General features: G+C 39.7%; 16 protein-coding genes and 3 pseudogenes. 3 read left to right on the top strand and 16 right to left on the bottom strand.

What is annotated here, in order from left to right:
- Nucleotides 1-17: 17 nt before the first annotated feature.
- The 16 genes and pseudogenes from EWZ81_RS05220 to mqnE form a co-directional block, all read right to left on the bottom strand.
- Complete coding sequence (locus EWZ81_RS05220; RefSeq protein ID WP_165549254.1) at nucleotides 18-1,190, bottom strand: pyridoxal phosphate-dependent aminotransferase; 1,173 nt, start codon at nucleotides 1,188-1,190, stop codon at nucleotides 18-20.
- Nucleotides 1,191-1,348: 158 nt separating this feature from the next.
- Nucleotides 1,349-2,161 carry an outer membrane protein gene (locus EWZ81_RS05215; protein ID WP_000715024.1) on the bottom strand — a complete coding sequence of 271 codons (813 nt, stop codon included), beginning with the start codon at nucleotides 2,159-2,161 and terminating at the stop codon, nucleotides 1,349-1,351.
- Between the two features lie 244 nt (nucleotides 2,162-2,405).
- Nucleotides 2,406-7,254: pseudogene (locus EWZ81_RS05210) on the bottom strand (type ISP restriction/modification enzyme).
- Between the two features lie 264 nt (nucleotides 7,255-7,518).
- Nucleotides 7,519-8,820 carry a (Fe-S)-binding protein gene (locus EWZ81_RS05205; protein WP_165549253.1) on the bottom strand — a complete coding sequence of 434 codons (1,302 nt, stop codon included), beginning with the start codon at nucleotides 8,818-8,820 and terminating at the stop codon, nucleotides 7,519-7,521.
- Nucleotides 8,817-10,190, bottom strand: a complete 1,374-nt coding sequence (gene hemN / locus EWZ81_RS05200) for an oxygen-independent coproporphyrinogen III oxidase (protein ID WP_165549252.1) — start codon at nucleotides 10,188-10,190, stop codon at nucleotides 8,817-8,819. Before hemN ends, EWZ81_RS05205 begins: the two co-directional genes overlap by 4 nt.
- Nucleotides 10,190-10,705 (bottom strand): DUF2603 domain-containing protein, encoded by a 516-nt coding sequence (locus tag EWZ81_RS05195; protein WP_165549251.1) that lies wholly within the window; start codon nucleotides 10,703-10,705, stop codon nucleotides 10,190-10,192. Before EWZ81_RS05195 ends, hemN begins: the two co-directional genes overlap by 1 nt.
- A gap of 37 nt (nucleotides 10,706-10,742) precedes the next feature.
- Nucleotides 10,743-11,840 (bottom strand): chorismate synthase, encoded by a 1,098-nt coding sequence (gene aroC / locus EWZ81_RS05190; protein WP_165549250.1) that lies wholly within the window; start codon nucleotides 11,838-11,840, stop codon nucleotides 10,743-10,745.
- A complete protein-coding gene (gene rnc, locus EWZ81_RS05185; protein WP_000792233.1) occupies nucleotides 11,837-12,556 on the bottom strand; it encodes a ribonuclease III in 720 nt (239 codons plus the stop codon). Before rnc ends, aroC begins: the two co-directional genes overlap by 4 nt.
- Nucleotides 12,531-12,999, bottom strand: a pseudogene (rnhA, locus tag EWZ81_RS05180) (ribonuclease HI). The gene rnc and the pseudogene rnhA overlap by 26 nt, the downstream one beginning before the upstream one ends.
- 1 nt (nucleotide 13,000) lies before the next feature.
- Nucleotides 13,001-14,008, bottom strand: a complete 1,008-nt coding sequence (locus tag EWZ81_RS05175; protein WP_165549248.1) for a hypothetical protein — start codon at nucleotides 14,006-14,008, stop codon at nucleotides 13,001-13,003.
- A gap of 10 nt (nucleotides 14,009-14,018) precedes the next feature.
- The gene (locus EWZ81_RS05170; protein ID WP_165549247.1) at nucleotides 14,019-15,281 is read right to left on the bottom strand and encodes a SurA N-terminal domain-containing protein; all 1,263 of its coding nucleotides are present in this window, start codon (nucleotides 15,279-15,281) and stop codon (nucleotides 14,019-14,021) included.
- Nucleotides 15,281-16,705, bottom strand: coding sequence for an Asp-tRNA(Asn)/Glu-tRNA(Gln) amidotransferase subunit GatB (gene gatB, locus EWZ81_RS05165; protein ID WP_165549246.1), 1,425 nt, complete (start codon nucleotides 16,703-16,705; stop codon nucleotides 15,281-15,283). Before gatB ends, EWZ81_RS05170 begins: the two co-directional genes overlap by 1 nt.
- Entirely contained in the window at nucleotides 16,705-18,003 is a 1,299-nt protein-coding gene (locus tag EWZ81_RS05160; RefSeq protein WP_165549245.1) for a M16 family metallopeptidase, read from the bottom strand. The genes gatB and EWZ81_RS05160 overlap by 1 nt, the downstream gene beginning before the upstream one ends.
- Nucleotides 18,004-18,008: 5 nt before the next feature.
- Entirely contained in the window at nucleotides 18,009-19,070 is a 1,062-nt protein-coding gene (locus EWZ81_RS05155; RefSeq protein ID WP_165549244.1) for a dehypoxanthine futalosine cyclase, read from the bottom strand.
- A 1-nt stretch (nucleotide 19,071) separates the two neighbouring features.
- The gene (bamA, locus tag EWZ81_RS05150) at nucleotides 19,072-21,837 is read right to left on the bottom strand and encodes an outer membrane protein assembly factor BamA (RefSeq protein ID WP_165549243.1); all 2,766 of its coding nucleotides are present in this window, start codon (nucleotides 21,835-21,837) and stop codon (nucleotides 19,072-19,074) included.
- A gap of 37 nt (nucleotides 21,838-21,874) precedes the next feature.
- Nucleotides 21,875-22,957, bottom strand: coding sequence for an aminofutalosine synthase MqnE (gene mqnE, locus EWZ81_RS05145; protein WP_165549242.1), 1,083 nt, complete (start codon nucleotides 22,955-22,957; stop codon nucleotides 21,875-21,877).
- A gap of 295 nt (nucleotides 22,958-23,252) precedes the next feature.
- Between mqnE and EWZ81_RS05140 the strand changes: the two genes are divergently transcribed.
- The 3 genes and pseudogenes from EWZ81_RS05140 to EWZ81_RS05130 form a co-directional block, all read left to right on the top strand.
- The gene (locus EWZ81_RS05140; RefSeq protein ID WP_165549241.1) at nucleotides 23,253-23,756 is read left to right on the top strand and encodes a ferritin; all 504 of its coding nucleotides are present in this window, start codon (nucleotides 23,253-23,255) and stop codon (nucleotides 23,754-23,756) included.
- A gap of 14 nt (nucleotides 23,757-23,770) precedes the next feature.
- Nucleotides 23,771-24,394 (top strand): phosphoserine phosphatase SerB, encoded by a 624-nt coding sequence (serB, locus tag EWZ81_RS05135; protein ID WP_165549240.1) that lies wholly within the window; start codon nucleotides 23,771-23,773, stop codon nucleotides 24,392-24,394.
- Nucleotides 24,395-24,431: 37 nt separating this feature from the next.
- A pseudogene (locus EWZ81_RS05130) lies at nucleotides 24,432-25,007 on the top strand (glycosyltransferase family 10 domain-containing protein); the annotation flags it as partial.

The following is a 25,007-nucleotide window of genomic DNA, read 5'->3' as shown; positions in this document are numbered from 1 at the left end:
TAAATACCAATTCTTTTTTATCCCTTTGATTTGACAAAGCGAGCGATGCGTTCAATCCCCTTTTCAATCTGTTCTTCTGAGCATGCAAAAGACAAACGGACATAGCCTTCCAATCCAAAAGCCTTTCCAGGCACTAACGCTACGCCTTCTTTTTCCAATAACTCATGGCAAAATCGCATCGAATCCCCCCCACAAAGACCGCCAATGTTGATAAAAAGATAAAACGCCCCATCAGGCTTTAAAGCGTTCAGCCCCTCAATCGCATTGATTTTTGCGTGGGCTAAATGGCAACGCTTCTCAAAAGCCTGACGCATCGTTTCAATTTCCTTATCCACCAACCCTTCAAGCGCCACGATAGAAGCCATTTGCGTGATAGAATTGATATTGGAAGTGCATTGGCTTTGCAAGTTATTCATCAATTTGACTAATTTTTTATCCTTGCTCGCCGCATAGCCCATACGCCAGCCTGTCATCGCCACCGACTTGCTCAAGCCATTAATGGTAATGGTGCGTTTTTTCATCTCTTCACTCACTGCCGCGCAAGAAACAAACTCCCCCTTATAAACAAGCTTTTCATAAATTTCATCGCTAAGCACCCAAATTGGAGTGTCTTTTAAAACTTCGCCCAAAGCCTCTAATTCCGCCTTACTATAAAGCATGCCGGTAGGGTTTGATGGGGTGGTGAGAATGAGCATTTTTGTTTTGGGGGTTAAAGTGTTTTTAAGCTGCTTGGGGGTGATTTTAAAGCGGCTTTTTTCATCGGTTTGAATGAATTTGCTCACCCCACCGCTGTATTTCACAAGCTCAGGGTAAGTTACCCAAAAAGGCACAGGGATAATCACTTCATCGCCCTCTCCTATTAAGGCTTGAATCGCGTTGAACAAGCTTTGTTTAGCGCCATTGCTCACTAGAATTTCACTCGGTTCGTAATCCAAATTGTTTTCTTTTTTCAATTTATGAGCGATCGCTTTTAATAATTCAGGGATTCCGGCCACTGGAGTGTATTTGGTAAAGCCGTCATTTAGGGCTTTTATAGCTGCATCTTTAATCGCTTGCGGGGTGTCAAAATCAGGCTCGCCCGCTGAAAAACTTAAAATATCTTTTCCTTGCGATTTCAATTCTTTAGCGAGCGTGCTGATAGCGATCGTTGTGGATTCTGAAAGGGATTGGATTTTAGAGGAATATAACATGCTTAATCCTTGTTAATTTTTTGAACTATCATAACATGATCAAAAAGATTTTAATTCTAATTTTCAAAAAACTTTTAAAAATGTTTCAAAAGAAAGCGGTGGTCTATGCAAGAAAACTCTAATTGAAAATTCAATTAGAGAAAAACAAGCGTTTTAAATCAGAAATTGTAACGATACCCCACATAAAGGCTGTATTGACGGCGGTAAGTGAAGCTCAAATTCCCATGGTTAAAATAATAAACATTGATAGTAGGAATCTTCACGCCAAAGTCAAATTCTTGATGATGACCAATATGGGTGCGAATCCCTAAATTAAAAAGGAACTGAAAAATCGCCGGATCAAGGCTATAGGAGGTGTGCTTATAAGGGCTTTTAGTTTCCAAAAATGCCCCTGTCGTATTACCCCAAGAGTTACCAGCGATTTGAGCCCCAAAAAAGAAACCAAAACTCGCATCCTCTTTATTAATGACATTGTATAAAGTGTCAATACCCACACCATAAGTGAACATGTCAGACAGATTGCCCATAGTCCCTACTTTGGTCGCACATGGCTCATTGAGTTTGCACACCCCACCATTATCTGATGTCAAAGCGTTCGCTCCAAACACGGCATGCCCATAATCCATAAAGCCGTAATAACGGGCACCAAACCATCTCTTCTCCCCAAAAAACTGCTTATAACCCACAGTAAGCCCTAAGCCTTGCATAACGGCGAGATAGTCGGTTTTACCCACAGGGAACTTAGGATAGTTAAATTCACTGCTTTTGGGGGGGTTTTTAACGCTTTGCGAAGCCTGACCGACTTGATAGCTGATCCCCAAATACCAAGCGTTTTTCTCGCCTTTCACTGCTTTATAGTCTTTTGGCTTTTCCAATTGTTTTTGCACTTCTGTGCTACCTTCTGCTGCCACAAGACTATTACCTAACACTACCGATAAACAGAGCGTTTTAAACACTACAAACTTTTTCATACAACATTTTTCCTTCTAAAAGTCTACATTTCGTATAATAATAACATAATAATCTATAAAAAACCTAAATTCTTAAGAAAAACACCCCTAAAACTTAAAATTTTAAATTTTCTAGGTGGTTTTAGCGGTTTGGCTCTGCGATTTTTTCTGTTTTTGGTGGGATTTTGGGATAAATGGGGTATAAAAAGCGTTTGTTTTCACGCCCTCTTATACCCTTTTTATTGACTCTTTTTTTGTTGGTTTTTCACTCAAACCTCTTTTCGCTGATCTTTTCTATCAAATCCACGCTTTTTTCAGAGAGTTTGATGACCCTACAAAGGAGTTCAAAAACATATTTGCCGCCGGCGTAATCGTTCGGGTTGTTTTCAATCAAGCTGTCTTTATCTTTAGTGATTGAATAGCGTTCGATCACCCAGTCAATCGCACTTTTGCCATTCACCACATAGTCAAAGGCTTTTTGTGGGATCTGAGTGATAGCGATATTTTGGTTATAAAGGATGCTATCCCCTTTTTTATCCTTTTTCATTTGAACCACATCATAATAGCCCTCCATTTCGGCGTTCATCAGTGTGGTGTATTCAACGCTTGTGTGCATTTCCCCACTCTCATAGTTAAGGTGCAACTTCGCTAATTCTTTACCAAGAATAGAGAGTTCTTTAAAATCCTCACTCAAACCGATGCGCGGATCTTCTTTGGTTAGGGAATTTTTGTATTTTTCTAAATAGCCTTTATGGTGGAAAATCGCATAAATGTAATAAAAAATCTCTTCTTCAGCGATTAGATTATCTTTATAATGCTTCCGGAACAAATTGAGCGCATAGCCGCTAATCGCATAATGGCGATTCCCTAAATCATCGTAGTAATACAAAGGGTAAGCGTTGGCATTGCCTATAAAATGGCAATCGGGGATAGCGCCGCTTACAAGAGCGCTAAAATTCTTACCATTACCCACACCGGTATTGATCACCACATTCTGAGCGTCTTTGTCCGGGAAAATTTTTTTCATTGAATAAAAACTCCAAGCAAGCTCTCGCTCGTAGTAAAAATATTGTTTATTAAAAGGGCGATACAAACTAACAGAGATTTTTTCTTGCGAAAAATCATCAAGCTTTTTCCCTTTTATCAGTTGCGTTTTAAGATTTTGAACCCATGCGATTTTAGTTTTATCGGTGGTGATTTCTTGAGAATTAAGGTGCTTGTAGCGATCGGCTGGTTTGATACCTTTGGTGCGTTGTTTGAAGGCTTCCCTAAAACGCTCATTGAAGCGCTTCAAATCAGCGTTATAAGTTTCAATGCATGTTTGCACCGATTGCATTAAAGCGTTTGGCGAAAAGTTATACACCCAAGGATCACGCCCGCTTGCCACGCCACCAGAATTGAGATCAAAAATAGTATCAAATATTTTGAGTTTTTTGTCTCTTTTTAAAGGGATGAGCTTTTCAAAATCGTCATTCCTTTGGTTGATCCAATCGCCTTTATCATTCGGGGTGATTTCCTTAAAAGGCACCGATTCCAAATTTTCAAAATTAGCGAGCAAGTTGAGTTTGGCTTCTCTTTTCAAATAATCTCCCACTTCATAGTAAAAAATCGTGTTATCGGGGGCGTTCTTATCTTTCACAAAAAAGATAACCGCTATCGTCGCCCTGGATCCGCTATCAAAAATTTTCCCTCCCTCTTTTCTTGACACTTCTCCCGAAGTGCGCTGATTCCCCCTCAAATTCAGCACATAAAGATGCGAAAAATCTTTGGCCACGCATTTCCTGAACCCGTCCGCGCTTTTAGAGTCAATAAAACTCCCGTTCACCACAAAGCCTATCACCCCTTTATCTTTTAAAAGATCGCTCGCCATGCGTATTGACTGGATGAGCGTGTCTCGTGTGGTTGTCCCCACTTTGGCGGTGGAATTTTTGCCGTATTTTTCATAAACCCTTTTTTCAAGCTTAGGGTGTGAGAGGTTTTGGTTGTTGTCGTTTTCGCTTTTAGCGCCGCTTGAATAAGGCGGGTTGCCGATGATGACTCTAATGTTTTGCTTTTCCATAGTGGTTTTGATTTCTTGGTTTTCTTTCAAATCCTCAAAGCCAGGGATTACCCCCTTAGCGCTTTTCTCTTCTAAATAATCCAAGCTGTCCGTGAGCGCGATGTTTTTGAAATTTTTTAACGAGCTGTCCCTATTTTGCGCGGCTTGGGTGATATTGATTAAAGCGATGTAATAAGATAAAAGCACGATGTCAAAAGCGAACAAATGGTTTAAAAACTTCTCTTTTAAGGCTTCATCGCTAATGAGTCCGTTTTCTTTAGAAAGCAAACGAGCGATAAAACTCCCGGTGCCCGTGAATGGGTCAAAAATCGTGATATTTTTATCGTTAAAATCCGTGTTGAAATGCTTTTTCAAAATGCCGTTAGTGGCCCTTAAAATGAAATCCACCACCTCTATAGGCGTATAAACGATCCCTAGTTTTTCGCTTTGCTTTCTAAAGGCTTCTTTAAAGAAAGTGTTGTAGAGGTTTTTAATGAGTTCTTGCTGGCTTTTTTGGCTTTTGGCACGCGCCGCTTCGGTTTTCACGCTTTCATAGAGGTTTTTAAGATCTTTAGTTTCCCCTTCTAAGCCCAAGCTAGAGAGTTTTAAAACCATTTTATCCAAGGCTTTAGCGATAGGGTTTTTAATATTGTCCCCAAAAAGCGCATCAAAAATGGGCTTAGTGATGACGTGAGAAGTGATCATGTCCAAGGCTTCATCTTCTCTGATGTTTTGATGGATATTTTCCCTTAAGGAATCCAAAAAGCCATGGAAAAATTCAGGGTTTTTTTCAAAAATAATTTTCAAGCGGTTGTTCAAGGTCCTTGCGATATTTCCCGTTTTTTTAGCGAAATTTTCCCAATAATTCCTATCCCCTAATTTAGTGGGCATGACGTTATACACAGCGTCCGCTAGATCTTGAAGCAAGATAGCGTCAAAAAGGGTTTTTTGGGCTTGTTTGGGATCGTTTGGAGATTGCTCGGTTTTATCTTTTTGTAACTCTTCCTCATCGTCTAAATTGCTTGTATCATCGCTCCCAAAGATTTTGATTTTTTCTTTGAAAGTGGCTTCATCAACCAAGCTTGGGTCATGGCTTCTTAAGGCTTTTATCACTTTCCAAATGTTTTTGAAATTGGTGTTATTGACGGCTTCATCCAGGTTTTTAATTTCACTCTCTTCTAAAGCGATAGGCAAAATGATATAGCCTCTTTTCTTGTTTTTGGCTTTTCGCATCACCCTACCCACCGCTTGGATAATATCCACCATCGCGCTTTTGCCATCAAAAAAGATAACGCTATCCAACGCTGGGACATCCACCCCCTCGCTCAAACACCTGGCGTTACTCAAAACCTTACAAGTGTTAGGTTTGAATGCGTTCAAGTTTTCTAATTTGTCAAGCCTCTCCTTACAATTCATGGTGCCATCAATGTGATCGATGCTGATTTTTAGGTTTTTAAAACTCTTTTTCTTCAACTCTTCATCATAGCATTCCATGATCGTTTCAAAGGAGTCTTTAATGTTCTTGCTCGTTTGTATGCTTTTGCAAAAGTTTATGGCTCTTTGAGAAGGAGCGGTGTCGTATTGGTTTTTCAAGTCGTTGTCTTCTTTGTTTTCATCGTCTAAAGCGATCACATCCTGCTTGGCTAACCCTTTATGCGTGCCAACGATCTTGCACACAAATTCGTTATTGATGAGCTTTTTATCCAATTTAGTGCCTTCGGCTTTGAGCTGGCTGATCTTTTTTATTCACGCTGTTAGTAACGCCGCTTAAATTTTCTGAACGCACCGCTAAAATGATGACTTTGTAATCGGTTAAGAGATCTAAAGCGATCGCTCTTTCAAAATTGAGCGTATAGATTTCTTCGCCAAAAGTCTGTGCATCATCCATGGAATAGATAACGTTATCGCTCTCTTTGGCTTTAGCTTTAGAACTTTCGCTATACACTTTAGGCGTGGCGGTCATATACAGGCGTTTTGTAGCTTTGATATTTTCATCGCTATGGCAAAGCGTGAAAGCGTTTTTATCGTCCCTTTCATTCGTGGAATACATAGCCCCTACCGTTCTGTGGGCTTCATCGCAAATAATGAGATCGATTCCATTCAAACCCGCTTCTTGCGCTTCTTTAATACGCGACGCGCTTTGATAAGTTGAAAAGATAATGAAGCGCTTGTTTTCTTTTTGCGCTTTTTCATAAGTGCTTAAAATGTCTTCAAGGCGAGTGGAGGGCTTTAAAGGGAGCTCAGAAAATTTAATGTCGTCATTGTCTTCGTTCTTGCTCTTATTTTTCTTACTTTTCCCGACTTTATCATCGCTGCACACGATAGAAGCGTAAAAGGGATCGCTCTTTTCTTGCGCGTATTCTCTAAAAGTTTGAGAAAGCAAAGCGATGCTTGGCGCTAGAAAAAGCGTGATCTTGGGATCTAAAGATTCCATGATTTTTAAAGAAGTGTAGGTTTTGCCGGTCCCGCATGCCATAATGAGCTTGCCTCTAGCGTTTTTAGGGTTAGAAAAATACTCTTTAGTCTTTTCAATCGCTTCCGTTTGGTGAGGGCGCGACCTTTTCTTATCGCATAAGGGGATTTCGTCTTCGGTTTTTGTGGGATCAAACTTTTCCCAATCAATGCGAGAATAGATGAAATCCTCTTCAGTGATTTCATCAATGTCAATCCCCATTCCTGTGCTTCTGATTTGCTCAATTGCTTTAAGAGCTTCAGAGGTTAAATTAGAAGTGGAGATAATGATCCCTTTTTTAAACCTGATCTCCCCTACCCCGCTTTGCAATTGGGTTAAAAAAGTTGAAATGTCGTTAAGCGAGATGCTGTTTTGATGGAATTTGCATTGCACGGCGATGTATTCTTTTGAAGCCGTTGTGATCACCATATCAATCCCCCTATCGCGCTCCTTCCCCCTTAATTTCCAATCGCCCCAAAGCTCAATAGACTCGTATTCGTTAGCGCTGTCATGCTCTTGTAAAAATTGCTTAGAAATTTTTTCAAACAAGCTCCCTTTATGGCGAAGGTTTGGTATGGCGTGCAGTTTTTCTTTGATGAGTTCGTAGGCGCTGATTTCTTGCATTTTTCATTCCTTATAGTGGCGTTAAAGTTCTGTATTATATAAAAAATAGGATTTTAATTAACTTGCTTTATCGTTTTAGATTTCATTTTATTGTCAAACTCTTAAGGGGATAGGGGGGGTATTTTGAAATAATTTCCCCCCTACAACCCCCTTTAACAACCCCCTAACCCAAGAAGACCGCTTTTTTCAATAAGCTATCGCTTGCTTTTCGCAAGCTCTTTGATATTTTAATTGTTAAAAATGCCTTTAAGCGCTTTTTAACCTCTATTCAGCGCTTTTTAAAGCTTTAGCGATGAGTTCTAAAGGGTGTGAAAAAGAGGGGGTGTTAGGGTCATCTAAAGACTTTAGGGCGTTGTTTAATTGCATGTGGCATGCCCCACATTCTGCGCTCAAAATTCTAGCTTGAGTGTCCATGATTTCTTTAGCCCTAAGAAGCCCCACTTTTAAAGAAAACTCCGCCTTTTCGGTTTGCATCGTAATCCCCCCAAAACCGCAGCAATTGTCCGGCATTTCTTTAATTTCATAATGCGGATTGAGCAAGCTTCGCACTTCTTTGTGAGCGTTTAGGGTTTTTTTGGCATGGCAAGGGTTATGATAAGTGATAGCCTCTTTTTTCCCTTTAGGGATTTTTTCTAAAAGACTTTTTAAAGGGGTGTGTTTCTCTAAAAACACGCTCGCCAAATAGATTTTAGGCGTGATCTTTTCCAAGCGCTTCACATACAAATCCTTATCTGTTTCGCCTAAAAACACCTTATAATAATCATTAATAAGCATGCTAGCGCATGTGGCTTCAGGCACAATGATCGCATCCACTTCATCTAAATAGCTTTCAAACCATTCTATGTTTTTTTTCACTAAAAAAAGCGTGGTGTCTTTATCGCCGGTAAAATACGCAGGGGCTGAGCAGCATTCTTGCTTAGGGATGATCGCTTGAATGTTGAGTTTTTCTAAAATATACAACAAGCTTTCCCCTACTTGCTGGTAATGGTAATTGCTCAAGCACCCTATAAAAATCGCCACTTTTTGAATGGGTTTTTCTAAAGGCTTAACCTCTGTGTGCTTTTGTAAAAAACTTTTTTGATTTAAGGGAGGCAGAGCGCTTTTTTTAAAGCGTTTGAACAAGCCTTTAAACACCGCCCTAGGCTCTAAATTATCCCCCACTTGCTTGAAAACGCAAGGGGCTAAAAAATGCGCCACCGAAAACACCCTATCCATTTTTTTGCGGTTTTTTAAAAGGGAAAAATAGGATTTTTTATACCAAGCGATGCCATGCTTTTGAGCGATTTTTTCTCTGGCTTTTTCTATTAAAGTGTCTATGGGCAAATGAAAGGGGCAGGTTTCTACACAAGCGGTGCATAAAAAACAAGTTTCTAAAAGGTGTTTTAAATTTGCGTCTAATTGGAGCTTGTTTTGAGCGTTTAGGCGCATCAAATCTAAAAAGCCCCTAGGCGAAGTCGCCTCGTCTTTATGGATGCGGTATATGGTGCAACCTGGCACGCATTTAGCGCATTTAACGCAAGCGTCCCCTACTTCTTCAAAGATATTTTCATTAACATTTTCATTCATAGCGTTTTACTGAAATGTTTTTCGCCCCCACGCAAATACGCGTCAAACTCCATAGCCATGTTTCTTACGAGCATGCCCCCCGTTCTTGTCATCTCAAAGCCTTTAGAATTGAAAGAAAGCAAGCCCGCTTCTTCATAAGGCTTTAATTTTTCTAATTCTTTTTTAAAATGCACTTTAAAATCAATAGAAAATTTTTCCTCAATCTTAGAGTAATCCAATTTTAAATTGCTCATCATTTGCATGATCACTTCTTTTCTTAAAACATCTTCTTGACTGAGCGCTACACCCCTTTCTACCGGTAAATGCCCCAAATCAAGGGCTTTTTCATAATGGTGCAAATCCTTATAATTTTGCGTGTAATAATCGCTCCCTTCGCCAATGCTCGTAACGCCAATGCCAATGGTTTGGGTGAATTTTTTCGTGGTATAGCCTTGAAAATTACGGCGTAATTCCGCCTTTTGAAGGGCCAGATACAATTCATTATCGCTTTTAGCGAAATGATCCATGCCTATCATTTGGTAGTTGGCTTTTTCTAAAAAACTGATAAGAGCTTCTAAAATCTCTAGTTTGTCTCTAGGGCTTGGCAATAAGGTTTCATCAATTTTACGCATCGTTTTTTTCACCCAAGGCACATGCGCGTAATTAAACACCGCTAATCGATCCGGATCCAGTTTCAAAACCCATTCCAAAGTTTTTAAAAAACTTTCTTTAGTCTGGTTGGGTAAGCCATAAATCAAATCAAAATTAATGGATTTGATGCCGTAATCTCTAGCGAGCTTCACGGATTCTTGAACCATTTCAAAAGGCTGGATCCTATGAATGGCTTTTTGGACTTCCAAATCAAAATCCTGCACCCCAAAACTCAAGCGGTTAAACCCCCTATCAAACAAGGTTTGCATGTGATCTTTAGTGAAATGCCTAGGATCAATCTCGCAACTCATTTCAATATCTTGACTGAAATTGGGGAAAACTTCTTGAATGCTTTGCGTGATCTCATCTAATTGAGGGGGCGAAAAAAAGGTCGGCGTGCCACCGCCATAGTGGAATTGCGCCACTTCTCTGTTGGTATCCATCGCGTTTTTTAAAAGAGCGAGTTCTTTTTTAAGGTAGCTGATATAGCGGGTTTTTTTCTCTTCTAAACTTGTGTAAATGACTGAACAAGCGCAAAAATAGCACGCGCTCCTGCAAAAGGGCAAATGCGTATAAAGCGATAAAGGCATGGGGTTTTTGAGATGGTCATGGTTAAAAAACGCCGTTTTCAAGCTCTCTTCATTAAAATTTTCTTTAAATTCCACCGCTGTTGGGTAGCTAGTGTATCGCGGCCCGGGCTTTGAATATTGGGAAAATTTTTCAAAATCAATGGTTTGCATTAAAAATTTTCCTCATCGTTATTGTCAAAATTTTCAAAATTATTCTCATTAAAAGGGGGTTGCTTGAACATATTGTCAAAATTAAAAAATAAATTAGGGTGTTCTTTTTTGATTTGTTTGACAAAGTTTAAGGTGTTGATATTGGGCAAATTCCCGTCTTTTTGGCGTAAATTTTCTAACAATTGCAAGGAAACTTCGCGCACATCTTCAAAATCAATCGGCGCTTGGGTGATAATATCCCTTTCTAATTCCGCCCTAAGCCTGGCTTCAAAAGCCTTTCTGGCGTTTTCTGCCAAAAGAGAGATCACATTATCTGGCACTAAAACATAATTTTTATCTTCTTCATCAGAAATAAAATAAGCTTCATTCTTTTTAAACGCTCCTTTTTCTAATTCTAAAAGCATTTCACTAGCGCTGATTTTTTTGAGAAAGGCTCTGTTTTTTTGGGTTGTTAAGCTATGGATAAGTTTTTGTGATTTGGTTTTAGAAACTCGTTTTTTAGGTAATTTTTCCACTTTATATCCTTTTTAAGCTGATTGTATCTAATTTCGTTTAATTCTCATTATAAATCGTTTTTAAATACTCTATTTTTGAAGTCAAATTGAGTAATACCATATCAGCTAACACCAATGAAAGCAAACTCTCGCACACCACACTCCCCCTAATCGCAATGCAAGGATCATGCCTGCCCTTTAACAAGCATTCGCATTCATTATTATTAATGTCTATGGTTTGTTGAGGTTGGAAAATGCTTGGCGTGGGTTTGAAATGCACTTTAACGATAATTTCTTCCCCATTGCTCATACCCCCTAAAACCCCTCCGCTATGATTGCTCAAAAACCCTTTTTGATTCATTAAATCGTTATACTCTGAGCCTTTTAATAAAGAGCTTTCTACCCCCTTGCCTATTTCAACCGCTTTCACCCCGTTAAGCCCCATCATCGCTTCAGCGATTTTAGCGTCCAATTTAGCGTATAGCCCTTGACCCAAGCCAATGGGGAGCTTTTGATTTCTTTTTGCGCTCCTTGCTCTAATCAAAGCCACACCCCCAATGCTATCGTGGTTTTTGATAGCGTTTTGAATGGCTGTTTTTTGCGCTTCTTCTTGTTCTTTGTCTAGGGCAAAAATCTCGCTCTTTAAGGCGTGATTGAAATCGTAATTTTTGGCTTCAATGCCCCCAATTTTAATAATCCCGCTTTCACAAACAATACCAATTTCTCTTAAAAGCATTTTAGCAAACGCCCCAGCAGCCACTCTTATAGCGCTCTCTCTAGCCGAACTCCTCCCTCCACCCATAAAATCCCTAATGCCGTATTTATGAAAATAAGTGAAATCCGCATGGCTAGGCCTGAAAAGGTTTTTAATGTTATCGTAATCCTTGCTCCTAGCCCTTTGGTTGTGGATTAAAAACCCTATGGGCGTCCCTGTGCTAAAACCTTCAAAAACCCCGCTTGTTATTTCCACTTTATCGTCTTCTTTTCGTGGCGTGGTGAAAACGTTCCTCCCCCCTTGGCGGCGCTTCATTTCATTTTCTAATAAGTCATAGTCTATTTTAATCCCGCTCGGCATGCCGTCTAATACCCCCCCTATCATATCCCCATGCGATTCCCCAAAAGTCGTGAGCCTTAAAAAACGCCCCAAAGTGTTCATTTGGCTTCCTTAAGTTTTTGGAGCGCTTGATAAGCGCATTGCTGTTCGGCTTCTTTTTTACTTTTGCCTTTAGCGGTCGCATACATTTTATCTTGAATGTATAAAGCCATTTCAAATTCTTTATGGTGATCGGGCCCTTTTTCTTGGAGTAATTGGTAAGTGGGGATCACGCAAAATTGCGCTTGGGTCAATTCCTGTAAAGCGGTTTTATAGTCCATGAACAAATGCTCCAAATCCAAACGCTTGTAAGCGCGATTGAGTAATTTTTGTATGATTTTACGCACTTTAGCTAACCCTGCTTCTAAATACACCCCAGCCATTAAAGCCTCAAAAGCACTTGATAGGATAGAGGGTTTTTCCCTCCCATTAGAAATTTCTTCAGAAGAAGAAACGCGCAAATAATCCTGTAAAGCAATCGCTTTCGCTAATTTAGTAAAACCATGCGCGCTCACAATAGAAGCCCTTAATTTAGAGAGTTTGCCCTCATCGTATTGATAGAATTTATGGTATAGCAACTCCCCTATCACCAAGCCCAACACCGCATCGCCCAAAAATTCCAAGCGCTCATTGTTTAAAGCGAGCTTGCATGATTTATGCGTTAGGGCTTGTTCCAATAAACGCTTGTCTTTAAAAGAATACCCTAAAGCTTTTTCTAGCGTTGTATAAGGATTATTAGGCGTTACATAAGGGCTATTTTGAGAGCGTTTGTTTTTCATTATTATTCCCTTTAAGTGGTCGTTTTGACCCGTTTTTGTGCCTCTAATTTAGCGAGACTATCGCATCGTTCGTTTTCGGCATGCCCATTATGCCCCTTGATCCAAACAGCCACAATCAAATGCCCTTTAGAGACTTTTAAAAATTCTTTCCATAAATCCACATTTTTGACTTTAACAAAATTCTTTTTTTGCCAGTTAGCTAGCCACACATTGATCGCTTGGCACACGTATTGCGAATCGCTATAAAGCGTGATATGGCATGGGCGTTTCAAAATTTTTAAGGCTTCATTGAGCGCTCTTAATTCCATGCGGTTATTCGTGGTGAATTCTTCGCCCCCACTGATGGTTTTTTCTTTATCTTTATAGCGTAAAATCGCCGCATAACCGCCTGGCCCGGGATTGCCCAAAGAAGAACCATCGCAAAAAATTTCAATTTCTTGCACCCTAATCCACTCCCATAGCATGCGTTTTTTTAGAGATTTTAAGCACCATATCCATAAACGCTAACTGGTAACACACAGGACACCTATGGCTTTCAAAAGGAAAGATTTGTTTGCAATGCTTACAACGGTATTCAAAAGTCAGGCTTGCTTTTATAGGGCTATGCAATAGAGCGCGTAAAACCTCTAATTCAAAAACTTGGCAAGGTTTGTTATCCAAAAGCAGCCCTTGAGATCGCGCGATGTCTTGCAAAAGGGCATGTTTTTCTAAAATAAAAGCAGGGATATTCATATCCCATAAAAGATCGAGTAAATTTTCTAGCCGTTTAGTTGCATCAATTTCTTGCCAAAAAAGCTTTTCATCATGCGATTTTAAATAATTTAAAGCGATTTTTTTCAAATCTAACGACGCTTTTGAAACATGCAAGATTTTAGCCGCATCTTCCTTATTCTCTATTAAATGCATGAGATAAAGGTAATTTTTAATCGTTTCAATTTCAACCACTTCTAATTCTTCCAAACATTCCAAAGTCTCTAAAGCCTTTGAATAGTCTTTTTCTAATTCATACGCATGCAAAAGTTTCAACAACGCTCCCACATTCCTTGGGGAAAAGCGCAAAATTTCTTTCACGGTGTCTTTTGTTTTCTGCAAATACCCCACACTAAAATAATTTTCAGCTAATAAATCTAAAACAGCGATTTTTTCTTCATCTTTTAAGGAGCGATTCAAAAGGCCTTTTAAGATTTCAATACTCATTTCTATGTCAGCTTTAGAATACGCCCTAGCTAAAAACATCAAACTGGAAATTTTGGCATGCTTTAAAAGCTCGTCTAAATTCTCGCTGCTCGCATAGGCGTTTTGATTTTGGGCGAATTTTTGCAAAAATTTTTTGTTTCTCTTTCGGGTAAAATACGCCCTAGCCTGTTCTAATAAAATCACAAGAGCGATAATGAAAGTGAATAAAGCGATAGAAAATAAAGAATCTTTATAGAGGAAATTGAAGTGTTGCACAATCTAAAAATCACTCTCTAATCATCACAATCCTAGACTTAACGCGCAATTTTTCAAAATGCTCTTCTAAAATCTTATCTTTAGATTCTTCCACTAATTTTTGGGCGATGAATTGCTTGGCTTGACTGAAGCTCACTTCGTTTTTACCCTTTTTTTCCTTGATATAAAAGGTGATAAACTGCCCCCCACCCCCATTCATAACGGGCGTGAAAGAGCCTTGCTCATGCGAAATAAAGACTTGAGCGATTTGAGGGTTTAAGGTTTTCATCTCTATTTTTTCATTGGCCTTACTCACCCCTGGAATTTCCAAATTAGGATCTGCCATAGCCCTTTCTAAATCTTCTTGACTCGTTGAAGTGTAGCGCACGGTTTCTATTTCAGTGGGGATACTGAATTGCTCCTTGTGTTTGTTGTAATATTCGCGCATTTTGGTTTCAGAGCTGGTATCCACATTCGTGAGTAAGATATTACGCAACAATTCTTGCATTTCTAAATGCTCCTTAAGCTGATCTCTATAGAGTTTATAATGCCCCTCAGCCATAAGCATTTGTTTGAAATGGTCTAAATCCATGCCTTGTTGTTGTGCCATCATCGCCATTTCTTGGTCTAGTTTGTCATCATCTACATGGATTTTCAAGCGCTCAATTTCTTGGTTTTTAATGCGTTCAGCGATCAAACGATCCCTGGCTTGAGCCTTACTCACTTTAGATTTTTTTTGCTCTTCTTGGATTTGATACAGCGTGATAGGCGAACCATTAACAAGCAATGAAATGCCCCCTACGACCTTATCTTCAAGGGTGTTGTTGGTAGCGTTATTAGGATTACCAAAAATGGAATTGAATTGGGAGCTAGGGCTTGTTTCCTTATTTTTTTCAGTAGCTTGAGGGGTTGTCTCTTTTTCTTCAGGTTTTGGCGCGTTATTTTGAACGCCTTGATTTTGCGTGCCTTGATTTTGAACCCCTTTAGCGCCCTCTTTGATTTTAGAAGGCGTTATTTTTTGAGCGGGATTTTTGGAATCCCCATGATGGACTTCTGCTCTGGGCTTTCTTTTGGCTTTTATTTCTTTCTTTTCTTCGGGGTTTTTCTTTTCTTCTTTTTTATTTTTCAAATCCTTATTCTTCAGTTCTTTATTCTTTAACTCTTGGCGGATTTTTTTATCCAAAGAAGACTCTTGCTTCCTCCCTTCTAAGGCTTCCACTTTAGATTCCGGCTCTGCATAAACGATCCCAATAAACAACAAAGCCTTCAAAACATAAGAAAAAATTTTCCTCATCAACCCAATTTCTCTTTCAAAATAGCATTCACCACGCTAGGATTAGCGCCTTTTAGATTTTTCATCGCTTGCCCTACAAAAAACCCAAAAAGCTTGTCCTTACCGCTTTTGTATTCAAGAACCTTATCAGCGTTGTTTTTAAGCACCTCTTCTATCACTTTAACAATCGCTTCCGTGTCATTGACTTGAGACAAGCCCATTTGTTCAATGAGTGCATCCACATCGCCCCCATGCTCTTCTAAAAGCCTGTCTAACACATCTTTAGCGCTCTTGCCTGAAATCTTGCCCTCATCAATGCGTTTGGCTAAAGCGCCTAACGCATGAGCGCTAACCCCGCAATTTTCTAAAGTGGTTTCGGCTTTCAAGCGCCCTAATAATTCCACGCAAAGCCATGTCACGCTTGTTTTAGCCTTAACCCCAAGATGGAGCATGCTTTCAAAATACTCCGCCAATAACGGATCGCTCACCAATAAATTCGCATCATCTTCTTTAAGGTTAAAATCTTTCATGTAGCGGATTTTTTTTGTGCTAGGCAATTCATTGATCTTTTGAGCTTCTTTTAAAAGTTTTTCATCAATAAAAACAGGATACAAATCCGGATCTTTAAAATAGCGGTAATCCGCTGATTCTTCTTTATTGCGCATAGAAAGGGTGATCCCTTTGGCGGTGTCAAAAAGGCGTGTTTCTTGAACCACCTCTTCATTATAACGCCCATTCTCCCACGCCGCGCTTTGGCGCTCTATCTCGTATTCAATCGCTTTAGCGATGAATCTAAAGCTATTCAAGTTTTTGATTTCCACCCTCGTGTAAAGCTTTTCATCGCCTTTGGGTCTAATGGATACGTTCGCATCGCACCTGAAATTCCCCTCTTGCATGTTCGCATCAGAAATCCCTATAAAACGCACGATAGCATGGAGCTTTTTCAAATACGCTATGGCTTCTTCACTATTTTTCATGTCCGGCTTACTGACAATTTCTAACAAAGGGGTGCAAGCGCGGTTCAAATCCACCAAAGAATAACTGCCCTCATGGATATTTTTACCGGCGTCTTCTTCCATGTGGGCTCTTTCAATACGCACGATTTTTGCACCCTCTTTGGTGTCAATCTCTAATTTCCCGTCGCTCACAATGGGGACTTCAAACTGCGAAATTTGATAAGCCTTAGGCAAATCAGGGTAAAAATAATTTTTCCTCGCAAAAATGGAATACTGGTTGATATGGGCTTCAAGGGCTGTGCCTAATTGGATGGCTTTTTTAACCACTTCTTTATTCAATACCGGTAAAGCTCCCGGTAAGCCCAAACACACAGGGCAGGTGTTAGAATTGGGGGTTTCTCCAAAGCTTGTAGAGCAAGAGCAAAAGATTTTGGTTTTGGTGTTGAGTTGGACATGGACTTCTAGCCCGATTACAGCTTCAAATGGCATTATTTGTCCTTCTTTTTATTGCTCACGATGGCAAAAGTCAAATCGTTGATTTCGGTGTGGGCTTTAATGAAATCATTGATCTCTTTCAAACTCATTTTTTGGATTTGATTGAGTAGCGTTTGGTTGAAATTTAAAGGCAAACCTAAATAAAAATAATTGTAAGTGGTGTTCAAGCGGCTAGAGATCGTTTCATTCCTTAAAGGCTCAGAGCCTAGTAAAAACTTTTTAGCGTCGTCTAATTCTTGTTGCGTCATGCCTTTTTCTATAAATTCTTTGACTATTTTTTTAACTAAAGCAACGCTTTTAGCTTGAGTGCTGAGCTTGGTTTGCAAATACCCGCTCGCAAAATGCGCCACTTTAGAAAAATTGGAGCGGATATACACGCTATAAGCTAATCCCTCTTGAACCCTGATTTTTTCCATCAAACGAGAGCCAAACCCCCCACCAAGCACAAACATCATGACTTTAGATTTCGCTAAATCCTGTTTTAAATCCTTGATTTTAAAGGGTGCGCCAAAATACACGAAAGCCTGCTCAGTGTCTTTATAGAGGACTTTTTCGCTTTTTTTATCGCTCGCTTCAAAATAAGGCTCTTCATACGCTTTACCTTGCGGCAAGAAATTAAGAGCGTTATTTAAACGCTTAAGGGTTTGATCGATTTTCAAATCGCCCCCAAGCACCACCACGAGTTTATTGAGCTCAAAAACCTTAGCAAATTGCTGTTTCAAATCGTCTAGCTTGATTTTTTGGAGGCTCTCTTTAGTGCCTAAGGCTGCGTTAGCTAAAGGGGTGTTAGCAAAAAGCTCTTGCTTTAAAGTCAATTTAGCCAAGTAATCAAAATCGCTTTCTTTTTGTAAAAGTTGGGCCAACATTTGGGTTTTGACTTTTTCTAAAGCGTTTTGCGTGAAATTAGGGGATTTTAAAAGCTCTTTTAAGCGCGTAATGGCTTCATCTTCGTATTCTTTTAAAAATTCTAAAGTGATTTGCAAATCTTCTGCGCTGGTATCCACATTCAAACTGATCGCTTTTTGCTCTAAAGCTTGCGCAAATCCTACCGCGCCAAGCTCTTTAGTGCCTTCGTTTAAAACTTGTGCGAATAGTTTTGCTAAACCCAACTGGTTTTTATCGCTTAAGCTCCCACCCCCTCTAAAAGCTAAATGGATAAACCCCATAGGCAACAAATGGTTTTCTTCATAAATCACAGGGACTTTAGCTTGATTGATTTCTTGGTGTGTCAAAGCGCTCGCTTGTAACCCCATAAAAACTCCTAATAATAAAATGATTAAAATTTTTTTCATGCTGTTTATACCTTTGCTTTAGCCGGATAACGCTTTAAGATTTCATAGGCGGTGTTTCGTTTAGCCGCCACGCTCCCAATGTCTTCAATAAGCTCTATCATTTCCGCTTCATTCATACAAAAACTCGTCCCGGCCGCTTTCACTACATTTTCTTCCATCATCACACTCCCTAAATCATTCGCTCCAAACAATAAGGCTAACTGCCCTATCATAGAACCTTGAGTAACCCATGAGCTTTGTATGTTTTGAATGTTATCCAAAAAAATCCTACTGCATGCCAAATAGCGTAAATACCGATTGGAACTCGCTTTTTTAATGCTTGGGATTTCTTCTTTTAAGGGGGTGTTGTTGGGCTGAAAACTCCATAAAATAAAAGCCCTAAAGCCGCCGGTTTCATCTTGCAAATCGCGCACCCTTTGTAAATGCTCTATTACATCTTCTTCATTATCCACGCTCCCAAACATCATGGTAGCCGTGCTTTTAATCCCGCAAAGGTGTGCCATTCTATGCACTTCAATCCACCGATCACTGCTCAATTTTTTAGGAGCGATCACATCGCGCACCCTATCGCTTAATATTTCTGCTCCCGCTCCTGGAATGGAGCTTAACCCAGCGTTTTTCAACCTTTCTAAAACTTCTTTTAAAGACAATTTAGAGATTTTAGAAATGTAATCAATTTCAACCGCACTAAAACCATGAATAGTAATGGTGGGGAATTTTTGAGCGATATGGCTGACTAAATTTTCATAATAGTCTATTTTGAGCTGCGGGTGCACCCCCCCTTGAAAAAGGATCTGCGTGCCGCCAATAGCGAGCAGTTCTTCAATCTTTTGATCAATTTCTTCATAGCTCAACACATAGGCGTCTTTTTCTTTTAGGGTGCGTTTGAACGCGCAAAACTTGCAATCCACAAAACAAATATTGGTGTAATTGATATTCCTATCCACAATAAAAGTCGTCAAGTTTTCAGGGTGCAAGCGTTGCTTGATTTCTAAAGCCTTTTGCCCTAATTCTTTCAAGGGCGCGTTTTTCATTAGATCTAAAATTTCTTTTCTGTCAATGCGCATTTTAAAACCTTGTTCCCATAGAAAATTCAAAGTGTTGCGTGTAATCGTCCATGTTAGGGTTGAAGCATAGCCCTTTACATTTCTTGCCATTGCCATCGCCCCATTGGTTGAAAAACGCTATAGGGAATATGAGCACCAAAGGCCCCATGGGCGAAATCCATTCAATCTGCAAGCCTGTAGAAGCCCTCCAAGTCGCTCTTTCAAACCCAGCCCCTATAACGCCATAATCTTTAAAATTCGCTGTTGTGAAGGGAGCGTTATAGAAGAAGCTTCCCCTAGTTGGGGTTTTAAAGGTCAAGAAACCAAAGTCAAAAAACCACGCTAAACGCATTTTAGCCGCTTTTAACACCCCATAGCTCAATTCTGTAGAAGCGGTGAAGATCCCATCGCCCCCAAGCCACAAGCCAAACTCATCTTTAGGCGTAACTGAGCCGTTCCTAAAGCCTCTTACCGTGGTTACGCCCCCCATGTAGAAGGTGGAGTTTAAAGGCAAGTAATCATCGGTGTTATACCTAAAGATGTAGCCCCCTTGCGTTTTAAAGCGAGCGATCAAATCTATCAATAAATATTTTTGCAAATGGTGGTAAGCGGCGAATTTACCATAGACTTTGGTGTTACGGACATTCCCGCCTAACCCGTTCCACGAATTGAGCGTGCCAGAGCTTGGCAAACCAGACATCGTTGCATAAGAGCTAAAGATAACCCCATTTCTAGGGAAATAATAATCATCGGTGTTGTCATAGCTCACATCAAGGGTGAAAGAGCTGGTGATAGGCGTATGGTAATCCCTATCCCAAATCCCTTTTATTTCTGGTGAAGTGGTGATCGCTCCAGGACTAGAACAGCTTTCAGGTTGTAAGGGGGTTTTACCGCCTGATAAGCGATTGATAATCACCGATGCGGGGGTAGAGCATTGCCTTGGAGCGACCACTTCATTAACAGAGGAATAGTAGCGGTTGTATAAAGGGCTGCTGAAACCAAGGAGTTTGGTAACATTCAAGTTATACCCTAAGCTCACATGGGTTCTGTTACCCAGCATGCGCCCGACATTCACCCCAAAGCCTCCGCCTTGTTGGATGTATTGGTAGCTTATCCTGTAATCCGCATAAAGATTGATCGTAGAGCTATACCAGCTATCAAAAATCCTTGGATTAGTCAAGCTCAAATTCCCGGCAAACATACGCCCCGCTCCTTTTGGCATGCCAGGATAAGATCTGCCCCCCCCTGTGGCAATGTTAGCATACAAGCTCATGTTTTGGCCTGTGCCAAAAAGGTTTCTTTCGCTCACGCTCCCATTAAGCATAAGCCCTCCATAAGAGCCATAACCCAACCCGAATTGTAACTGCCCGGTGCGCCCCTCTTCTACGCTCACTAACAAATCCATAAGCGAGCTATTCACCCTTTTTTCTTCAATTTTGACTTTAGAGAAGAATCCTAAACGCCTTAAAGAATTTTCGGAATTTCTCAGTTTGGTCAAGTTGTATTTATCCTTAGGCCCTAACAATAACTCCCTTCTAATGATCCTATCGCTCGTGCGTTGGTTCCCTGAAATGATGACATCATTGATATACACCATATCGCCCACTTCAATACGATAAATGACTTTCACAAGCCCGTTTTTTTCATCTTTATCCAAGTCTGGCTTCACCACCGCAAACGCATAACCCTTATCGGCGATTTCGGTTTTTAAAATTTGCGCATCCGCTCTTAAATGCTCAATATTAAAGACATCTTTCCTTTTAACTTTAAGCACTTTTTCTAAAGTTTTTAAGGGGACTACTGGGTTGTCAATCTCTATTAAAATATCTGAAATCCTGTATTGGATCCCCTCTTTGACCTTATAATGAAGCTTAGCGTCATGGGTGGAAAAATCCGTTTTCAAAAAAGGCGAAGAAATGTGAGCGTCTAAATAACCCCTACGCATGTACACATCTTGGATACGCAAAGAATCGTATTCTAATTGATCTAAACGCAATTTCCCATCATTCAAGCCCCACATCCAGCCCATGAAATCGCGCTGTTTGTTCGCGCTCAAAGATTCAATCATGCGGCGTTTTAATTTCGCGCTTCCCTCATAAATGGATTGTTTGATATAAATGCTATCCCCCCTATTCACATCAAACACGATCAATAACGCGCCCTCACTGACCTTTTGGGTGCGTACCTCCACCACGCTCCCATAATAGCCCTGACCCTCTAAAGCCGTTTTTAAAGCCGTTTTAGCATGCTCTAATTTTTGCTCATCAAAGGTGTCGCCCTTTTTGATCCCCATTTGGGATTTTAAGCCGTCTTTTTCCTTTTCAGTCCCATAACCTTTGATTTCTACCCCGGCAATCCTGGCTTTTTCATCAAAATGAAACTCTAAAATGCCGTTTTCAAAAGTGGCATAAACGTCTTTAAAATACCCTTGATTGAACAAAGCCAAAACAGCGGTGTCTATTTTTTTAGAATCCACCATATCGCCCACACGAATCTTTACAATTTCATTAGCGAGCATGTCAGACATGTAAGAAAGCCCGATATATGAAATGGACTTGACTTTCATTTCTTTAGGCGTTTGATTGGATTGAGAAGTTTCTTTTGGAGCTTCATTTTTTGGAGCTTCTTGAGAGACTTCTTTTGGTGGAGTCAAATCGTTTGGTTTAGAGCCGTCATTTTCTAAAGCTTCAACGCCGGTATTGATACATGCGAAAACAAGAGAGGATAGAATTAATTTTTTAATACTGATTTCCTTAATAGATTTTAGCTTGAGTGTTGTTAGTAGCATTATTATAACTAATCATTCTTAAAAACGCTAAAAATTATTAAAATTTCTGTATAAAATTATACAAACTATCCCTTTCTACCGCAACAAAACCAGCGTCCTTGATTTTAAATACCAAATCTTCTTTTTCTAAACCATGCCGGCTCTTCGCACCGGCCGCGCTTTGAATGCTCTCTATTTCTATCGTGCCGTCCAAATCGTTAGCGCCAAATTCTTGAGCCACTAAAGCTAAATTCAAGCCCAAAGTCGCCCAATAAGCTTTAATGTGGGGGATATTGTTTAAAAGAATGCGGGATATGGCGATGGTTTTTAAGATTTCTATCGCGCTAGGGGATTTTTCCACTTTCAAATAATTGTTTTCTTTTTGATACAATAAGGGGATAAAAGCGTTAAAGCCCCCTTCTTTATTTTCTACTTTATCTTTAGGGCTTTGGATTTTTTTGATTCTTAGCATGTGATCGATGCGATGGATTTTATTTTCAATATGCCCAAAAAGCATGGTAGCGTTACTCATTTTGCCTAATTTGTGCCAATAAGCATGGATTTCTAACCACCGAGAAGATCCCACCTTACCATTACAGATTTTACGCCTGATTTCTTCATCAAAAATCTCCGCTCCCCCACCAGGCATGGAATCCACCCCGGCTTTGAGCATGTCTTCTAGCACCAATTCAAAAGGTTTGTTGAATTTGGCGCTTAAAAAATGCACTTCTGCAGCGGTCATGGCCTTTAAATGCAAATTAGGCATTTCTTGCTTGATGGTTTCAAACACCTTTAAATACCATTCATAAGAGTAATTAGGGTTATGAGCGCTCACGATATGGACTTCTTTAATCCCCTTGTTGTAGGAGTTTTTAACCTTTTCTAGGATTTCTTCTAGGCTCATTTCATAAGGGTTAGGGTTTTTTCTGTGGGCTGAAAAAGCGCAAAATTTGCAAGCGTCCGCGCAAATATTGCTAGGGTTTAAATGCCTATTGACATTAAAATACACGATTTTTTGGTGCATGTTCTGGCGCATGCGATCCGCTACTTCCCCTAGCGTGTATAAATCATAATCATAAAGCCTGACTAATTCTTTACTTTCAGTAACTTGATTGTCTAATACTTTTTCTAAAAAGTCCATGGTTAAATTGCCCTTTCGTTTTAAAAACAAACATTGTAGCATTTTTAGATTTAAGAATGCTTTTTATACATTATATAATAACCCCCTTTTAACCCCCTAATTGGTGCCAACCCCTTTTTTACCTAAATTCTCATTAAAAGGATTTTTATGATAAAATCTAAGCTCTATCAAGCCATTCGCTGGTGTTCTTTCTCATTTTTGTAAGTTTTTAAAAATTTTCATACTCCCATTTACTTTTTCATTATCATTTATGCTATAATTATGGGACAACTTAAACCAACACAAAGGAGATACTATGTTATCAAAAGACATCATTAAGTTGCTAAACGAACAAGTGAATAAGGAAATGAACTCTTCCAACTTGTATATGAGCATGAGTTCTTGGTGCTATACTCATAGCTTAGATGGTGCGGGGCTTTTCTTATTTGACCATGCGGCTGAAGAATACGAGCATGCTAAAAAGCTTATCATCTTCTTGAATGAAAACAATGTGCCTGTGCAATTGACTAGCATCAGCGCCCCTGAGCATAAGTTTGAAAGTTTGACTCAAATTTTCCAAAAAGCCTATGAACATGAGCAACACATCAGCGAGTCTATTAATAATATCGTTGATCACGCCATAAAAAGCAAAGATCATGCGACTTTCAATTTCTTGCAATGGTATGTGGCTGAACAGCATGAAGAAGAAGTGCTTTTCAAGGATATTTTGGATAAAATTGAGTTGATTGGTAATCAAAACCATGGCTTGTATTTGGCCGATCAGTATATCAAAGGGATCGCTAAAAGCAGGAAATCTTAATTTTAGGGTATTGGGTGCAAAAACTAGCCGTTTTTGATTTTGACTCCACGCTAGTGAATGCTGAGACGATTGAGTCTTTAGCGAGGGCGTGGGGGGTGTTTGATGAAGTGAAAACAATCACTTTGAAAGCTATGAATGGCGAGACAGATTTTCATAAAAGTCTTATTTTAAGGGTTTCTAAACTCAAAAACATGCCCTTAAAACTAGCCAAAGAAGTTTGTGAAAGTCTGCCTTTATTTGATGGGGCGTTTGAACTCATTAGCGCCTTAAAAGAGAAAAATTACAAAGTGGTTTGCTTTAGCGGAGGTTTTGATCTAGCGACCAATCATTACAGGGATTTATTAAATTTAGATGCGGCTTTCAGTAACACGCTGATAGTGGAAAATAACGCCTTAAACGGCTTGGTTACGGGGCATATGATGTTTTCGCATTCTAAGGGTGAAATGCTCCTCGCCTTACAACGCTTGTTGAATATCAGTAAAGATCGCACTTTAGTCGTGGGCGATGGGGCGAATGACTTGAGCATGTTCAAACATGCCCATATCAAAATCGCTTTCAACGCCAAAGAAATCCTAAAACAGCACGCCACGCATTGCATTGATGGACCCAATTTAGCCCTAATCAAGCCTTTGATTTAAAAAAATTTTTTTGTAAAATTCCTTTAAAAGGATAGCCATGTTTCAGCCCCTGTTAGACGCTTATACAGACAGCACCCGTTTAGATGAAACCGATTATAAGCCCCCATTAAATGTAGCCCTAGCCAATTGGTGGTCTTTGGATAAAAGAGAAAGCAAAGGGTTTAGAAAAAAATTTATTTTACATTTCATTTTAAGCCAGCATTATACAATCACTTTACACCAAAACCCTGATAAACCTGCGGACATCGTTTTTGGTAACCCCCTTGGATCAGCCAGAAAAATCCTATCCTATCAAAACACTAAAAGAGTGTTTTACACCGGTGAAAACGAATTGCCCAATTTCAACCTCTTTGATTACGCCATAGGCTTTGATGAATTGGATTTTAGAGATCGTTATTTGAGAATGCCTTTATATTATGATAGGCTACACCATAAAGCCGAGAGCGTGAATGACACCACCGCGCCTTACAAGATCAAATCTGACAGCCTTTATGCTTTAAAAAAACCCACCCATCAATTTAAAGAAAACCACCCTAATTTATGCGCAGTAGTGAATGATGAGAGCGATCCTTTGAAAAGAGGGTTTGCGAGTTTTGTCGCAAGCAACCCTAAC

This window comes from Helicobacter pylori (genome assembly GCF_011140715.1).
GTDB lineage: Bacteria > Campylobacterota > Campylobacteria > Campylobacterales > Helicobacteraceae > Helicobacter > Helicobacter pylori_DA.
This window is presented reverse-complemented; position numbering and strand designations above follow the sequence as displayed.